The 16,651-nt window shown below is 37.0% G+C and carries 12 protein-coding genes and 2 pseudogenes; 5 read left to right on the top strand and 9 right to left on the bottom strand.

Features of this window, described 5'->3' with window-relative positions:
* Positions 1 to 350: 350 nt before the first annotated feature.
* The 3 genes from AAFX60_016660 to AAFX60_016670 are packed head-to-tail and all read left to right on the top strand — an operon-like array spanning position 351 to position 3,068.
* Positions 351 to 773 (top strand): DUF3010 family protein, encoded by a 423-nt coding sequence (locus AAFX60_016660; GenBank protein XDF80016.1) that lies wholly within the window; start codon positions 351 to 353, stop codon positions 771 to 773.
* A 41-nt stretch (positions 774 to 814) separates the two neighbouring features.
* A complete protein-coding gene (locus AAFX60_016665) occupies positions 815 to 1,300 on the top strand; it encodes a hypothetical protein (protein XDF80017.1) in 486 nt (161 codons plus the stop codon).
* A gap of 22 nt (positions 1,301 to 1,322) precedes the next feature.
* Positions 1,323 to 3,068: an HD domain-containing phosphohydrolase gene (locus AAFX60_016670; protein ID XDF80018.1), complete on the top strand. Its 1,746-nt coding sequence runs from the start codon at positions 1,323 to 1,325 to the stop codon at positions 3,066 to 3,068.
* 95 nt (positions 3,069 to 3,163) lie between these two features.
* On the opposite strand, the gene gltS is transcribed toward AAFX60_016670, so the two are convergent.
* From gltS to AAFX60_016685, 3 genes are all read right to left on the bottom strand, one after another.
* Positions 3,164 to 4,387 carry a sodium/glutamate symporter gene (gltS, locus tag AAFX60_016675; GenBank protein XDF80019.1) on the bottom strand — a complete coding sequence of 408 codons (1,224 nt, stop codon included), beginning with the start codon at positions 4,385 to 4,387 and terminating at the stop codon, positions 3,164 to 3,166.
* Positions 4,388 to 4,607: 220 nt separating this feature from the next.
* Positions 4,608 to 5,603 (bottom strand): Solitary outer membrane autotransporter beta-barrel domain, encoded by a 996-nt coding sequence (locus AAFX60_016680; protein ID XDF80020.1) that lies wholly within the window; start codon positions 5,601 to 5,603, stop codon positions 4,608 to 4,610.
* Positions 5,604 to 5,779: 176 nt separating this feature from the next.
* Positions 5,780 to 7,606 carry an ABC transporter ATP-binding protein gene (locus tag AAFX60_016685; GenBank protein XDF80021.1) on the bottom strand — a complete coding sequence of 609 codons (1,827 nt, stop codon included), beginning with the start codon at positions 7,604 to 7,606 and terminating at the stop codon, positions 5,780 to 5,782.
* 190 nt (positions 7,607 to 7,796) lie between these two features.
* On the opposite strand from AAFX60_016685, the gene AAFX60_016690 reads away from it, so the two are divergent.
* The gene (locus AAFX60_016690; protein ID XDF80022.1) at positions 7,797 to 8,768 is read left to right on the top strand and encodes a GTP-binding protein; all 972 of its coding nucleotides are present in this window, start codon (positions 7,797 to 7,799) and stop codon (positions 8,766 to 8,768) included.
* A gap of 54 nt (positions 8,769 to 8,822) precedes the next feature.
* Here the strand turns inward: AAFX60_016690 and ylqF are convergent, their stop codons facing one another.
* The 5 genes and pseudogenes from ylqF to AAFX60_016715 all read right to left on the bottom strand — a co-directional run bounded on the left by ylqF (position 8,823) and on the right by AAFX60_016715 (position 14,670).
* Positions 8,823 to 9,758, bottom strand: a complete 936-nt coding sequence (gene ylqF / locus AAFX60_016695; protein ID XDF80023.1) for a ribosome biogenesis GTPase YlqF — start codon at positions 9,756 to 9,758, stop codon at positions 8,823 to 8,825.
* 144 nt (positions 9,759 to 9,902) lie between these two features.
* Positions 9,903 to 10,351 (bottom strand): annotated as a pseudogene (locus AAFX60_016700) (hypothetical protein).
* Between the two features lie 12 nt (positions 10,352 to 10,363).
* Positions 10,364 to 12,474 (bottom strand): annotated as a pseudogene (locus AAFX60_016705) (LruC domain-containing protein).
* 417 nt (positions 12,475 to 12,891) lie between these two features.
* Positions 12,892 to 13,692 carry an EAL domain-containing protein gene (locus AAFX60_016710; GenBank protein ID XDF80024.1) on the bottom strand — a complete coding sequence of 267 codons (801 nt, stop codon included), beginning with the start codon at positions 13,690 to 13,692 and terminating at the stop codon, positions 12,892 to 12,894.
* A gap of 150 nt (positions 13,693 to 13,842) precedes the next feature.
* Positions 13,843 to 14,670 (bottom strand): DUF2797 domain-containing protein, encoded by an 828-nt coding sequence (locus AAFX60_016715; GenBank protein ID XDF80025.1) that lies wholly within the window; start codon positions 14,668 to 14,670, stop codon positions 13,843 to 13,845.
* A 145-nt stretch (positions 14,671 to 14,815) separates the two neighbouring features.
* Here AAFX60_016715 and AAFX60_016720 point away from each other — a divergent pair, with 145 nt between their 5' ends.
* A complete protein-coding gene (locus AAFX60_016720; GenBank protein ID XDF80026.1) occupies positions 14,816 to 16,198 on the top strand; it encodes a DEAD/DEAH box helicase in 1,383 nt (460 codons plus the stop codon).
* Positions 16,199 to 16,341: 143 nt separating this feature from the next.
* On the opposite strand, the gene AAFX60_016725 is transcribed toward AAFX60_016720, so the two are convergent.
* A complete protein-coding gene (locus AAFX60_016725) occupies positions 16,342 to 16,623 on the bottom strand; it encodes a pyrimidine/purine nucleoside phosphorylase (GenBank protein XDF80027.1) in 282 nt (93 codons plus the stop codon).
* Positions 16,624 to 16,651 lie beyond the last annotated feature (28 nt).

Below are 16,651 nucleotides of genomic sequence, written 5' to 3' on the forward strand. Positions count from 1 at the left end.
GACGTTATACTAAAAAAATAAGCCATGTCATCACTTTAGCATAAGTAAACGATCTTATGCATAAAGACCTTAATTGGATTTTTGAAATCAGGTGATATGTATTAATATGCGTCGGATAAAATATATGAGTGGAGAAATAACTTGAAAAAACAAATAATTACTGTCGTTTTAATGGCTCTTCTATTGACGGCTTGTAGCTCTCCATCCCAACCTCGCATGTGCGTTCCTGATTTTTGTAATATATGGGGCCAATGATTCTGGCCTGATTATTTTTATCTTCGATTCAACGTATCAATTTCATTAATTTAAGCCTATAATCAACCGGTTCAAGACATTGTTAGGATTTTAGAATGAAAGTATGTGGCGTAGAGCTTAAAGGTAATGAAGCAATCATCTGTTTAGTTAATAAATCAGATGGCATGATCGACTTACCTGATTGTCGAGTAGCTAAATTTGATATTGTTGAGCCATCTAAAACGGAATCAATCCGTGATTTTCAATTTAAATTTAAAAAATTAATGCAAGATTACCAAGTTGAAACGGTTGTTATTAAAGAACGTTTAATGAAAGGTAAATTTGCAGGTGGTGCTGTTGGCTTTAAATTAGAAGCTGCAATTCAACTAATTGAAGATGTTGAAGTTGAAGTACTTAGCGCTGCAGATCAAAAAGCAAGCCTGAAACGCGCACCAGAAATGATCCGCGTAAAAGAAGTTGGTTTAAAAGGTTACCAACAAGATGCCTACGAAACAGGTTATGCATTTTTAAACTTTTAATTTAAATAAAGGATGGGGTACCATCCTTTTTTGTAGGTGATATGAGTAGCGAAATTTTTAATAAGAATAAGCTAACTTGGTTAGCAGAGCAGGTGAATGTGGATTTCCCAACACCTGAAAGCCTTAGAGGCAGAGATATCTATCTAAATCAAAGTGCATGTGTACCAAGTAAGCTTGAGTTTGTTAATTCAAACATTCCTGATGGTGTATTTGTTTTACCTGTTACAGAGCATAGGCTTACCATTCGTTGGGCAATGATTGTTGCAAAACAATGGGATCAAGAATATGACGATGTTCTTGAGTTTTTGACTCAAATCGAATTGTCAGAAGAATATCAGTTATTTGTTGCTTTAAATGGAATGATGCCAATCGCTGCGTGTTTATCGCAAGTTGTTGATGGCGAATTATTTATTTCAGATATTGTTATTACGGATAATACCCTTGATGTTGATGGATTCTTAGGATCTGTAATGGAGCAGCAATCAAGTTTACATGGGACTACTTTTACAACTTGTATTAAAGCCTAATACATCTTCAGAGTCTTGAAACATGCGTCATTACCTATCTCTAGTTTGTGGTTTTATTTTCTTATTTGCACCAATGAGTTTGTTTGCTCATGAAATGAAACCACTAAACATACTTGTGTTGCATTCATATAGCCCATCTTATGAATGGACAATGAATATACAACAGGGAATTTCAGAATCCATTGCTAAAGTTGATCGAAATGTTCGACTTTCTGTTGAGTACATGGATTCTAAGCGTGTAAACGGTAACGACTACAAAGCGCAATATCTAACTTATTTGAAGCACAAATATTCGGAAGGCTACTTTGATGCGATCATTGCCTCGGATGATAACGCACTTAATTTCTTAATTAAAAACGCAAACAAAACTTTTCCAAAGCTACCTATCGTTGCTGTAGGTATCAATAATCTGTCAATCGATTTAGCTGAGATTGAAGATAGAACAACCGTTTACTATGAACGTGACCATATCGTAAAAAATTTAAAGCTCTCCCAGTCACTTTTTCCTGAAAGAAAAACAGTATATTTGTTTAGTGATAATAGCTTAACTTCCCAGCTTGTAAGAAAACAATTCATAGAAGACGCTAAGGTATTTCCCAACCTAACGATTAAAATCATTGATGATTTATCTTTAAAAGAAGCAGAGCAGTTCTTGGCAAAGGCGGGTGATGATTCGGTCGCTTTCTTAACTCATTTTAATACTGAGTTAAAAAAAGGGAATTACTATGACTATGGGGCGATAGCTTCAGTGTTATCTAAGGAAAGCAACATACCGATTTTTGTATTTTGGGAGCATTATATTGGTTATGGTGTGTTAGGTGGTTATGTTAACCGCTCTTACGCTTTAGGGATCCAATCCATTTTATCTCTATCAAATAAACTTCATTTTACTGTTAACGAAAAGGTATCAGCGTATCCTGTGGCGTGGGAAGGTTATGTTTTTGATTATGGAATTGTAGATAAATTCAATATAGATAGAGACGATTTGCCTTACGCTTCGAGCATTGTTAATGAGCCTGAATCATACTTATATAAAAACAGAAATATTATATCCGTAACGGCTCTGCTGATTATCATGATGCTAGGGATCATAGTTACTCAGTACATTGCGATTTTACGTAAAAAAGAATTAGACGAAAATAAAACACATATTCTTAAATTACAAAAGAAGACACTGAACGTCCAAAAAGAGATGATCAACGTCCTTGGTGAAGCAATTGAGACTCGTTCTGGTGAAACGGGAAATCACGTAAAGCGTGTGGCAAAAATGTCTTCTTTGCTTGGGCGTTTATATGAGTTACCAAAATCAGAATATCAATTGCTTGAAGTTATTAGCCCTATGCATGATGTTGGAAAGATAGGGATCCCTGAAGCTATTTTAGATAAACCCGGCAAGTTAACACCAGAAGAAAGAACCATTATCGAGACCCATACTATTATGGGATACAAATTATTGATGTCTGGTGATGGCGAAATAATGCAATCAGCAGCTCGAATTGCACTAGAACACCATGAAAGATGGGATGGGAAAGGGTACCCAAATCAGTTAAAGGGTGAAGAAATTCATATTTTCGCAAGAATAACAGCCATTGTTGATGTCTTTGATGCTCTTATGAGTAAACGTTGTTATAAAGAAGCGTGGCCATTGGAAAGGGTTATTGACCTGTTTAAACAAGAACGAGGTCAACAATTTGACCCAAACTTATCTCAATTATTTCTCGATAACATATACAGTTTTATTGATATTCGACTTGAATATCCAGATTAATAACATCAATAAAGCCTGAGTTATTAAAAGTTAATCTATTAATATAAAAAAAGCCCTAACTCTATGAGAGGTAGGGCTTTTTTCTTGGTTTTTTCTTATCCGATAAAACTGATGTAAGTTTGTAAAATGATTAAATTTACAATATCAATAAAGAAAGCACCAACAATTGGAACGACCATAAATGCTTGTGGAGAAGGGCCGAAGCGAGAAACTAATGAGCCCATGTTCATTACTGCAGTCGGTGTAGCACCAAGACCAAAACCACAATGACCACCAGCCATTACAGCCGCATCATAATTTGAACCCATTACTTTGAAGGTTACAAAGTATGAGAATAAAGCAAGTACCACTGTTTGAATTGAAAGAATGATAAGTAATGGAATCGCTAAATCAAAGATATTCCACAGCTTAAGACTCATCAAAGCCATTGCTAAAAACAGTGCCAATGAAACAGTACCTAAAATATCGACAGTTTCTGTGTCGATTTTATGTACTTTAGTGACTTCGGTAATATTTGTAATGAATACACCAATGAATAGAGCGTATACAAAATCAGGTATTTTTAACCATGCGATGTCAAATGTTGCAATGAAGTCACCAAGATGGCCTGCACCAACCACACAAAGCAGTAATACAAATAATGTCTCGATTACTTTTTTTGCTGTTACTTTTTCTTCTTCACGCTCATTGTAGGTAACAACTTCAGGGAAGCGTGAATGTGTATCAATGCCAGTGCCGTATTCTGATTCTAAATTATGCTTATGAATTAATTTTTGTGCGATAGGGCTACCAATTAATCCACCCATGATTAAACCAAATGTAGCTGAAGCCATTGCAAGCTCAAGCGTATTTAAATGGTATGTCTCAGCAAATGTATGTGACCAAGCTGCACCTGTACCATGACCGCCAGATAGTGTAATTGAACCTGCGATTAAACCCATTAGAGGGTCAAGTCCCATTAAGCTAGCAAGGCTGACGCCAATACCATTTTGAATAATGATATAAACAGAAGCTACAGCAAGGAAGATAAATACTTTACTTCCGCCTTTAATTAATTGTTTATAGTTTGCAGCAAGTCCTACTGTACTAAAGAACATCAACATGAATGTGCTTTGTAATGGTAGTGAGAACTTTAAGTTAATCCCTTGGAAATGTAGGATCGTAATGAAAAAAGCTACGATTAATCCACCTACAATTGGCTCTGGGATATTGTATTTTTTGAATAGTACGACTTTTGAATTGATCAAGTGGCCGAGGAATAACACGGCAATTGCAATTAAAAATGATTCAAGCGCACCAATAGATAGAGTGTGTGACATAGTACTCCTAAGTTGAAATATCTAATTTATAGTTTCGTCCACAATTTTAAATTATGCGAAAATAAATGAAGAATACATGTATTTTAATGCATTCTTAATCTAGATATTGTCTGATTTCAGGGACTGATAGTATCATTTTTATTAATAGAGTTGGGTTAGCGCATGGTAAAACATATGAATGCACTGTTAATATTGAAAATAAGTATGAAAAATTTGGTTGCTATTCATCGTAAAAAAGTACAATGCTGCCGCCGCGTAGGGCGCTACCCACGTTAAATGTGAAGCCGATTCCAACATTATCAACTAAAGAAATCCACTTTCTCGTATCGATTAACCATGCAATATTGAACTCATAATAAAAGTCTGTTCCGAGTGGTTCATTTGCGTCTCCACCAAGATCAACTCGTTTGGCTTTTAGGTATAAAACTTGTGCTAAACGATTCCAATGTGCCATGTTATATCGCAGTTGAATACTGTTTACGAAACGCCAAACCTCAGGATTTGCATCAGAGCTGTAATCTGATGAGCCACCAAAACCTTGTCCATAAGCATAGTGGTAACTATTGTTAAAACGCCATTCACCCCAATCGGTTTCTTTTTTATATTGGAAGGTAATTTTGGGTTCAATAATGAACGCATTACTTGATACGTTGTAGTACAAACCGTCTAAAACGGGAGCGAAACTCTGACTGAAATCAGAATTGTAAGTATGAGTGTTTCTATAATGCATTAAATGAAACGCATTACCGACAGAAATGGTCCAATTCTCATAGAAATCGTAGTTTTGCGCGTATTCCGCATATAAACCAAATATTTCATCTAAATCAGAATCAGGGGAGCTTTTATCTTTGAACTCGACATCAATATCTGTATTAACATATGAAGCTCTTACTGTGATTTCATGTGACCAACGAGAGTCAGGATCTTCAGTGAGTTCAAAAGTATAAGGTAAAGAATATACCGTCATTTGGTTACGCAGCTGAATGGAATCATTGCTGCCTAAGCCATTATCAGGGTTATTTTCATCTTTAGATAAATAGCGGTTTGGGTTGAAGTCAGCAATACCAAAAGTGATCATATTACTGTCTGATAAAACTAATGATGTTGCGAAGGCTTCTTCAAATTGGCTTGCAGGAGTAAAGTTACGAGCTTCAGCTTTATTGTATGCTAAATAAAGCAATATCATAACAAGCAGTGAAGGACGTAGCCTTATCATTCGTTTATAACCTTATATCGTTAATTTATAAATATCTAGATACAATTTAGTTCAAAATCAAGTATTAATCTACTTTAAATCAGTATCTTAAATGATAATCGAGATAAAATTATTCCAGGTAAGATAAACACGCTACATGAACGTTAGCAGCGTGTTTATTTATCTTAGAACTTATGTTATTCGCTAATGAACCCACCTGTTTGATGGTTCCAAAGTTGAGCGTAAATGCCACCTAATGCAACGAGCTCTTTATGTGTGCCTTGCTCAACAACTTGACCTTTATCCATTACTAATAAGCGATCCATTGCAGCAATAGTAGATAGACGGTGTGCAATAGCAATAACGGTTTTGCCTTGCATTAGTTCATCAAGACTATCTTGGATCGCTGCTTCAACTTCAGAATCTAATGCTGAAGTTGCTTCATCTAAAATAAGTAAAGGTGCATCTTTTAATAATACACGTGAAATAGCGATACGTTGGCGTTGGCCACCAGATAATTTCACACCACGCTCACCAACTTGCGCATCATAGCCTTTGCTACCAAAAGAATCCGTTAAGGTTTCAATGAACTCGTGAGCTTGCGCTTGTTTAGTTGCTGCGAATAGATCTTCATCCGTAGCATCTGGACGGCCATACTTTATATTATCGCGAATAGAACGATGAAGTAGGGAGGTATCTTGGCTTACCATACCAATTTGACTTCTTAATGAGTCCTGCGTGACATCTCTAATATCTTGACCGTCAATAGATATCGAACCTGACTCAACATCATGAAAACGGAGTAGTAGATTAACAAGTGTTGATTTACCTGCACCTGAACGGCCAACTAAACCAATTTTTTCACCGGGTTTAATTTCCAGGTTCAAATCATTAATCACGCTCTTATTTTCACCATAGTTAAAGTTCACACTGTCAAACTTAATGGTTCCTTTAGACACATTAAGCTCTGAAGCATTTTCTTTATCTGTGATTTCAATAGGCTTAGAGAGGGTGTTAATACCATCAGTAACCGTTCCAAGGTTTTCAAATAGTGAGCTAATTTCCCACATTATCCAGTGTGACATGCCATTTACACGAAGAGCTAAACTAATAGCAATAGCGATAGCACCAACACTGAGAACGTTATCTAACCAAAGGGTAATAGATACAGCTGCAATTGAGAAAACCAATAAGTAGTTAATGATTTCAACAGAAATATTGATGCCTGTAGCTAAACGCATTTGCTTGTGAACTGTGCCTAAAAACTCTTCCATACCTTCTTCAGCGTATTGAGTCTCACGCTTACTGTGGCTAAAGAGTTTCACTGTGTTGATGTTGGTGTAACTATCAACCACACGTCCTGTCATTGTTGAACGGGCATCAGCTTGTTGTTCTGAAATGGCTTTTAGTTTAGGTACAAAGTGAAATTGAATTGCTACATAAGCTGCAAACCAAACTAGCATTGGCAGCATTAAGCGCCAATCCGCTTGGCCAACCATCACAACCATGGAAGTAAAGTAAACAGAGACATAAACCAATACATCTAATAGCTTCATTACCGTTTCACGAACGGCTAAAGCGGTTTGCATTACTTTTGTTGCAATACGACCAGCAAAGTCATCTGAGTAAAATGAAACACTTTGTTTTAATAAGTAACGGTGTGCTTGCCAACGAATTGCCATTGGGTAGTTACCTAATAACGTTTGGTGTGTCAGCAAAGAATGTATAAATAAAAGGATAGGAACAATAACAACAATTAAAAAACCAAGTAGCAGTAATGTTTGTCCTTCTTGAGCTAAAAAGGTTTCTCTATCATGAGTTGATAGCCAATCAACTAGCTGTCCCATAAAGCCAAATAATGACACTTCGATCATGGCAATAACGGCACTTAATAATGACATGCTAATTAATGGAACTTCGAACCCTTTAGTATAATGACGACAAAAAGCGTATAGGCCTTTTGGGGGCTGATTTGGCTCTTGTTCTGGAAAAGCAGTGGTTAACCGCTCAAAGAATTTAAACATAACGAAACCTTAAATAATGAGCTAACTTTCGACGAAATGACGGTTATTTCTACATATTGTTAACATAACCTAAATCAAGTGCTTATTGTAATGTTTTTCTAAGATAAGTAGAGCTGTTTATTAAAAAAATTAGTAGGTTGAGACTCAGTAGAGGTATCATGAAAAAATACCATCACAACAGAGTAAGAAAATGAAAAAAATACCAACGAATATTATTACGGGTTTTCTAGGTGTAGGAAAAACCACCACCATCTTACAACTACTAAAAAACAAACCAGAGAATGAATCTTGGGCTGTATTAGTAAATGAATTTGGTGAAGTTGGCATTGATGGAGCTTTTCTTGCTGAAGGCGGTGCCATGGTGAAAGAAGTTCCTGGTGGCTGTATGTGCTGTACTGCTGGCCTTCCTATGTCTGTTGGTATTAACGCGTTACTGAGACAAAAACCAGACCGTTTAATTATTGAACCAACAGGGTTAGGGCACCCTAAAAAGATCATTGCTATTTTACAATCAGAAAACTATGAAAAGTATATCGATTTGAAAGCAACGATTGGCCTTGTTGACCCACGAAACCTATCTGATGAAAAGTATGTATCTAATCAAAACTTTAATGATCAATTGGGTATTTCTGATGTTGTTGTTGCAACTAAGATGGACATGGTCTCAGATTACGATGAGTGCTTATTCGACTCATGGGCAAAAGAGCTATCAACGCAGCCTAAAACGACAAAGATAAATCATGGTGATCTACCACAATCTTGGTTAGATGAAGATCGTACTATTGAGTTAACGATTGAAGAACATCATCATCACCATGCTGAACAAGATATTGTAGAGATGGCATTAGAACCAGGACAAAAATTTTGTCGTAAAGAGAATAAAGGCCAAGGCTATGTAAGTTGCGGATGGTTTTTTGGTGCAGAGTCCGTATTTGATTTTGAAGAGTTGTTTTCAATGCTATCTGATTTGAATGCAGAACGAATTAAAGCGGTAATGAATACTGATAAAGGTTGTTATGCATTTAATGTGGCTAACCGTGTTGTCTCAGTTAATCAATTAAGTATTGAAGGTATGGAGTCGAAACTTGAAGTTATCGATACTCAATTGCTTCCATGGGATCAGTTAGAAACGATTTTATTAAGTTTGATCATCGAAAAATAAGTTATAAAAAATGGGGAGCGAAGTGCTCCCCATTTGTATTTTTGCCATTGAGTATTAGCGTTTATTTTTCAGGTAACGCTTACGACGCTCTTCTTTTTTCTTCGCTTTTTCTTCTTCTTTACGAGCGGCATCAATTTCAACTTGAATTAACTCTTCTGTGATCATTTCTGGTAATTCAAGAGTCACTTGACCTAGAACACCTGAACGTAATTCATGAAGTAAAATCTCAGACGCTTTGTAAAGGTTGATTCGACCACCAGCTTGTAAGCAACCACGGCTGCGACCAATCGCTTCCATTAGTTCTAAATCATTGTCTGGTAGTTCATCTAATTTGTAACGCTCTTTTAAACGCTCTGGGTATTGTTTCGCAAGATACTCAACGGTGTAGAATGCAACTTCGTCATATTCCATTGCTGTATCTTTTACTGCACCAGTTGCCGCTAGACGGAATCCACTGTGTGGGTTTTCAACTTTTGGCCATAAAATTCCTGGAGTATCAGAAAGTACGACACCATTTTGAAGATTAATACGTTGTTGACGGCGAGTAACCGCTGGTTGGTTACCTGTTACAGCAATTGTACGACCGGCTAAAGTATTAATGATGGTTGATTTCCCAACATTAGGAATACCCATGATCATAGTACGAACGTTTTTGCCCATTGCCTCTCTGTGAGGAACAAGCTTACGGCATACTTCCATGATTTTATGAATTTCTTCAGGGTTTTCGGTTGTAACCGCCATTGCGGTTACGCCTTGCTCTTTTTCTAAATGCTCAATCCAAAGTTGAGTCACTTCTGGATCCGATAAATCACGCTTATTGAGTACTTTTACACACGGTTTGTCTTTACGAATAGAAGAGATAAGCGGATTTTCACTACTAAAAGGAATACGGGCGTCAAGAACTTCAATGATAACATCGATTTTTGGCACAACTTCTTCAATCTCTTTACGAGCTTTGTGCATGTGTCCCGGGAACCATTGGATGGACATGGCGTGAATCCTTTAAAAAACGAAAAGAGTTATTTTAACGGTAAAGTGGAAAGTGTAAAGAGCTCCTTGTATTGCTTGGTGATTTAGTATGAAAAAAAACGGCCTAAATAGGCCGTTTAAATTAATGCTTAGGGTTGATGATGTTTATAAAGTTGCAACAACAGTATTATCAACGATATCTATCATTTGTTTTATTTCACTGCCTAGTGCTGAAGGGTACCAAATTTCCACCCAAACCTTATCGACGTGGTTTGGAAGCATCATACTGCTTTTAAATTCGGTACTGTCATTCATTGGGGTTAGAATGATTTGAGATGTATAGTCTACGGCACCTTCATTAAATTCAGTGTAGATAGACATAAAACCTCGATCACTTTGAGAGCTTGCAACAGAAAGGTCGAAAGTGACTTCTCGCTCTGTTGAGAATGTAAAGCCTTCTGGCACCGACAACTCACTTGTTTTAATACCACTTTCTTTTTTAGGTACATCTGCCGCTGCAGGTGCTGCTCCCCCGATGTACCAGATGACGAATCACTACATGCAGAAAGAAAAGTAATGATGGCGATACTTAGTAATATATTAATTCGTTTCATAAATCCTCCTTGTTAGTCAGCAGTTGACCAAGTATTACTAGCTGTAGGGTTAAGGTACCAAGTTGTTTTTTCTGTACCGCCTGATGTTGCCCATTCAGCGAAGTCTGGGTAAGCATCACCAATATCAATATATTCTGATGGATGATTCCAAGGTGATGAAATTAATATCCCCATGGAAGATTTCCGGTTGTACGGTAGTATTTACTTGTTGCAGGGTCTGAATCATCCTGAGCAATACCATAGAAACTGCTCACCAATGTCCCTCTACTTGTCGGTGGGAAATCCGCTGTGTGAATTTCTAAATCTGTCCCTGGCGCTGTAGAGAAGCTATCACCGTGATACAAGCCATAGCCTGCAGCAAAGATGAATGGGTCAGCACCATTTAGAGGCAATAGTGAACTTACACTAGGCTCACTACCATCATTGAAAGGAAGTGAGATACTAAATGTCATCTGCTCTGATTCAAGTGATGCACTACATGATGGATTTGTACGGTGGAATTTACACTCTTCGTTAATGATTATGTCTTCTCGTAGATTTAATGAGGCAACAACAACCAAGTCTCCACCAGGAGAGGCGATAGATTTGTCTTTGCCAGTAAATGGTGAAATATTCGCTCGAGTCACGCCATTTTTTTCTAAACGAGCCAACGATAGGTTTATATCCGATTCAGAGAAACCATTCAGTTTCCAACCTAGACCGTTACCATAAGATGCGCCGTATGCCATGATGGTCCCAGTGATATCAAATCGTAATACTTCACCATCTTTACTCACAATAGTAGTTCGGTAATAGGCAACCACATCATTTAAGTCAAAATCACCAATTTCAGGCCAGTTATCCTCAAATGCTGCAGTATAATAACCAGAATGCTGAATTGTTGTTCCCGGGTCAGTAACGTCAAATACATAGTCTTCGACCTCACCATCACCAACGTAACCCGAGCTTGGTATATTAGGGTTGCTTGATAAACGGAAACGAGTTTGTACAGAACCTATAGTTGCGCTATCGCTGACTCTAATTGGAACGATTTGTACGCCACTCACAACTGGGTGGTTTGTTAAAATTTGTTCCCCTTCATCAAATGAACCGTTCATATCCCAATCAGCCCATGCTTGTAAATAACCACTGCCACTGGCATTTACATTAATTAAGGCGTCTAAGCCTTTTTCTAAACTGGTCAAGATAGTGATACCGTCATCGTCGTTACCGTCAACATCAAGATCATCACCATTTGATGCAATCCCTGGTTGGCCATCGGTATCTGCATCGACGCTACTACCTAAGTAAAGGGTACTTGTCATAGCATGCTCTGCACCGTTATTTGATTTTAAAGTGTTGTAACTATCTGGAGCATCACCAAAATCAGATTCATCAGAGCTTCCAATTGGTGGAGTAAAGTCATCAAGATCCCAGTTACCATCAAAAGCAGAAAAAATTGGGTTTGGCAAAGGGCTGTTGCTAGCGGTAACGGTTTCAAATTGAAGAGTCACAATAGACGTGTTTTTATAGGTGAATTTTACAGCACCTGAAGTGTCGGTTTCATTATAGTTTGTGCCAGGACCTGTGAATAAAACAGAAAGACCATCAGGACTTTCTTCTGCTGTTAGACTTGCTCCAGCAGAACCGGTTTGATAGCTGAAAAACCCTTCGTTTTTATATACACGAACTTGCTCTGATTGTACTGGCTCACCATCGATATCGTAACCAATCATCTCAAATTCAGGGATAGTATAAGGGATTGAAAAAGTACCAGATAATCCATCGGTTCCATCAAAAAATTCAAAAGTATAAATAAGACCAGCAGGGCCTGGAGAGTTTGTTTGGTAGAGGAAACCAATATCTCCACTAGGTTGTGTTGAACCTTCTTTATAATTAGGTGTGTGGTATAGGAAAGTGGCATCACCAATAATTCGGCTGCTTATCTTCGCATCAATAGTTTTACCGTTATGAACACCAACATTTAGGAAGTGCATAACAGGGCCATCATATGAGGGACCAAAACTATTATTTAAATTTGTGTCTTCAATATGATTTGAAAAGTCCAAATCGACGACGGTTGCATGAATAGGAATGCTCGTAGTAGCGAGAGCAATAATTGGTATTAGTTGTTTGTATTTCATAATAAGCCTCTATTCTGTTTGAATGAGATTCATGTGATCTCAGCAAAATGTATAGATGTAGCATCTGAAACTACGGAATAAATAAAACAACTGGTTTGAGCATAAATACGTTCATTTAACTGTAAAAACACCATACTAATTAGTTGTATTCGCTAATCGTTCTAAGCATTGTTTTATTCAGTTCTTTGAATCTAGCAATATGCATACCATCAATTGTAAATAAAATAAGTTTTATTTATCTTGTTGATTAATAATGTTTTTATTTGATTTGTTGTACTCGGTGGGAAAATGGTAATTCAGAAGGATAATGCTATATTCAAAATAAGAATCAATATGAGAATCTGTTTTGAAAATGTTATTGGTATTCAAAGTAACTGATTAATGTATCACTAGTCAGTTACTTATAAATGTGAAAATTTACGCGGCTTGGTGATTTTGTTCGTGTAATGGAAGTGGTTTCCCAAGTAAAAAACCTTGGAAATAACCAATGTTTAATTTTTTCATTAGCTCATATTGATGAGGTGTTTCAACGCCTTCAACAATAGTTAATGCCTCTTGTTTTTTTGCGATAGAAAGGGCAGATAACAGAGGGGCTTTGACGCCAGCTTCATACTTTAATAAGAGCTCTCTATCGATTTTAATTACGTTTGGATTTAATTGTGAAACTCTATGTGCAGAAGAGGCTTCCGATCCATAATCGTCAATAGCAACAAAAAAATCGTGTTTTTTGATCATTTCAATAGCATTAATTAGCCTTTTTTCATCTTGATAATGAAATTCTACTAATTCAAATACGATGTTTTGTGGAGATAGGTTTAAAGCACTGATCCGTGACTCTAATAGCATTGCATTTATATCAGGTAAATGACTGGTATAAAGAAGGACTGCGGATTCAGGTAAAACATTTAAAAACAGCTTGCAACCTAATGGCGCAAAGGTAGAAAAATTCCGAATATGAATAACACGGCTTAAGCGCTCGATATTTAGTATCTGTTCTAAAGTGCGAGATAAGTCCGAAAAGAAAAGGTCGGGTCTGATTGGTTGATCATTTGAGTCTTGAATTCTAAGTAATGCTTCATAACCAAAAATATTCATTTGTTTATCAAATATTGGTTGGAAAACACTTCTCAAAATGAAGCCGTCATATTGAGCGCAATATGAACCTGCGTCATCAATGAATAAATGAGTTTGAAACTCGTCCTGTGTTGCCAATAGCATTCGTAACTCCTTATACGTTCCAGTATTGATATCTGAATCAATTAAATTAAGCAAATGAACGAAAAGGAAAAATCGAGTGAAATCACAGATTAAGTGTTTCAAAGTTAAGAAATTAGAAGCCCATTTACATCATAAATGGGCTTTTATTAGTTACGCTGTCACGGTAACTTCGTAAGAGCCAAATTTACGGATATTGATAACACCTGTATCAAACAGTAGGTATTGACCTTTAATGCCATTAAGAACGCCTGTGACTTCAGGGTTTTTATCAAAGTTATGGCTGACGATTTTTGTCGGGAACTCATTAACAGGAAACGCGATATCAAGAATGTGCTCGTCTAATAATTCAACAGAATCGTCACCATGCTCAGCTTGAATCTTTGCAATTGCCGTTTCAACTTGAGGCAATAGTTCTAAAGCCGCTTCTTTTAAAGGAAGTGGATCACCGTTACCTTTTAATAGCGTGCGCCAATTGGTTTTATCTGCAATGAGTTTTGCTAACTCAATCTCAACTAGGCCTGAAATTAAGCGGTTTTTCACTTTAGCGATAGGCAAACCTTGAGTTGCGCCTTGATCAATCCAGCGTGTAGGAATTTGAGTGTGACGGGTAATGCCGACTTTCATACTCGATGTATTTGAAAGATAAACATAGTGATCAACAAAACAATTATCTTCACCCCATTGAGGCTCACGACATGTACCTTCTGAGAAATGGCATGTTTCAGGTTTCATTATGCACATATCGCAACTTGCTAGCTTTTTCATACATACAAAGCAATGACCTTGGGAGTAGCTTTTTTTGGTTTTCTTGCCGCATGAGCAACAAAAGATATTACCTGTATGAGTAAGAGTTAGCGTTTTACCGATTAAAGGGTTTAAGCTGATTTCTTCATCTCCGACAGGTAGACGATATTGGACGGTTCCTTCAGATAAAGAAGAACGCATTTTTGCTAATGTTCCAGTAATTTGAATGCTCATGAACTTTCTACTTTTATTTTTATAAATGAATGTTTATTAGAATAAAACCATTGTAACAAAGTCATGAGAGAGTGTAAGAGTTCAAATGAAGATTTATATGCAAGGATAAACGACAATTATGATATACTCGTCACATTAGACCAGAATGACTGGTTATTTATCAATAATACTCGAAATTGGAGTGCAGCTTTTGCAATTTAAAGATTTAGGTTTAGATAATCGCCTATTAAAAAATCTCGCTCACCAGAACATTAAAACACCAACTGAAATTCAACGTAAAGCTGTTCCTGTTGCTATTGCAGGTAAAGATGTTCTTGCGTCGTCAAAAACAGGTTCAGGTAAAACACTGGCATTCGTTTTACCAATGCTTCACAAATCACTGAAAACAAAATCTTTCTCAAAGAATGATCCTCGAGCAGTGATTCTTGCGCCTACACGTGAATTAGCAAAACAAGTATACAGTCATTTACGTGCAATGCTTGGTGGCTTAACTTATGACGCGACATTGATTACAGGCGGTGAGAACTTTAATGACCAAGTGAATGCATTACGCAAGCACCCTAAGTTCATTGTTGCCACTCCAGGACGTTTAGCTGACCACCTTGAGCATCAATCTCTGTACCTTGATGGTTTAGAAACACTGATACTTGATGAAGCTGACCGTATGTTAGATCTTGGTTTTGCAGAGCATTTGCAAAAGATTCATAAAGCAGCAAGTCACCGTCGTCGTCAAACATTAATGTTCTCAGCAACGCTTGATCACGATGCAGTGAATAAGTTCGCAGGTAACATGCTAGATAATCCAAAGCGTATCTCTGTAGGTTTATCGAATGATGAGCACAAAGACATTACGCAACGTTTCTACTTATGTGATCATTTAGATCACAAACAAGCGATCTTAAACAAAATCATTGAGACTGAAGATTACTTCCAAATCATGATTTTCACAGCAACACGCTCCGATACTGATCGTTTAACTAAACTATTAAACGAAGAAAACTTAAAAGCAGTAGCGCTAAGTGGTGATATGAACCAAACCGCTCGTAATAACATTATGAGTCAGTTTGAACGTCGTGTTCACAAAATCTTAGTAACAACCGATGTTGCTTCTCGTGGTTTAGACTTAACAAGCGTAACGCACGTAATTAACTTTGATATGCCTAAGCATATGGAAGAGTATGTTCACCGTGTTGGTCGTACAGGCCGTGCAGGTAAGAAAGGTACTGCGATTTCTCTTGTTGGTCCAAAAGACTGGGAAAGCTTTAAGCGTGTAGAAACCTTCTTACAGCAAGATTTGTCTTTCTCTGTATTTGAAGAATTAAAAGGCAAATTTAAAGGATTGAAACCGAAACATAAACGTACGTTTGTGAAAAAAGGCGATCCTAAGAAATTTAAAGCGAAGGGTAATCAAAACAAACCTAAAGCGCCTAAGAAACGTGATAACTCGTTCCATACAAATGTGGCGGTTGGCGATCAGGTATTTATGCCGAAGAAAAAGCCAAAGCAAATTGTGGTTGATGACGAGTAAGCTATCTAGTTTACTTTTATAGAGTAAATCAGAAATAAAAAATGACAAGGGAGCGAACTTCCTTGTCATTTTTTTAAACTATAAACGAGTAATAGTGTGAAATCAGTATTGTGATTTAATACTAATTTGGTTAGTTACTCGTATTACAAATACTCACATAAATACGCAGTTTCGATTTCTACTTTTACTTCGAATGAAGAGTTACCTTCAACTGAGAAATCTTCACCAGAAGAGAAAGTAACCCAGTCAGCATCTGTTGAGCGTTTAATGGTAAGAGCACCAGTAATAACACTCATTTTTTCAGCAGCAGCTGTGCCAAAAGTGTAGTTACCCGGTAACATTACACCTACAGAAATCGCGTTACTGTTTTGTTCAAATCCAATAGATTTTACTTTATCTTCAAAATAGCTATTTACGGTTAACATGTGACATCCTTGAAATTAAAATCGAGTA

Source organism: Aliivibrio fischeri (assembly GCA_038993745.2).
GTDB classification, from domain to species: Bacteria; Pseudomonadota; Gammaproteobacteria; order Enterobacterales; family Vibrionaceae; genus Aliivibrio; species Aliivibrio fischeri_B.

Coding starts and splice junctions, on each gene's coding strand:
- ylqF (XDF80023.1), bottom strand. CDS start 9,758: ATGTCCATCCAATGGTTCCCGGGACACATGCACAAAGCTCGTAAAGAG.
- AAFX60_016665 (XDF80017.1), top strand. CDS start 815: ATGAGTAGCGAAATTTTTAATAAGAATAAGCTAACTTGGTTAGCAGAG.
- AAFX60_016715 (XDF80025.1), bottom strand. CDS start 14,670: ATGAGCATTCAAATTACTGGAACATTAGCAAAAATGCGTTCTTCTTTA.
- AAFX60_016670 (XDF80018.1), top strand. CDS start 1,323: ATGCGTCATTACCTATCTCTAGTTTGTGGTTTTATTTTCTTATTTGCA.
- AAFX60_016680 (XDF80020.1), bottom strand. CDS start 5,603: ATGATAAGGCTACGTCCTTCACTGCTTGTTATGATATTGCTTTATTTA.
- AAFX60_016690 (XDF80022.1), top strand. CDS start 7,797: ATGAAAAAAATACCAACGAATATTATTACGGGTTTTCTAGGTGTAGGA.
- gltS (XDF80019.1), bottom strand. CDS start 4,387: ATGTCACACACTCTATCTATTGGTGCGCTTGAATCATTTTTAATTGCA.
- AAFX60_016720 (XDF80026.1), top strand. CDS start 14,816: ATGACTGGTTATTTATCAATAATACTCGAAATTGGAGTGCAGCTTTTG.
- AAFX60_016725 (XDF80027.1), bottom strand. CDS start 16,623: ATGTTAACCGTAAATAGCTATTTTGAAGATAAAGTAAAATCTATTGGA.
- AAFX60_016660 (XDF80016.1), top strand. CDS start 351: ATGAAAGTATGTGGCGTAGAGCTTAAAGGTAATGAAGCAATCATCTGT.
- AAFX60_016685 (XDF80021.1), bottom strand. CDS start 7,606: ATGTTTAAATTCTTTGAGCGGTTAACCACTGCTTTTCCAGAACAAGAG.
- AAFX60_016710 (XDF80024.1), bottom strand. CDS start 13,692: ATGCTATTGGCAACACAGGACGAGTTTCAAACTCATTTATTCATTGAT.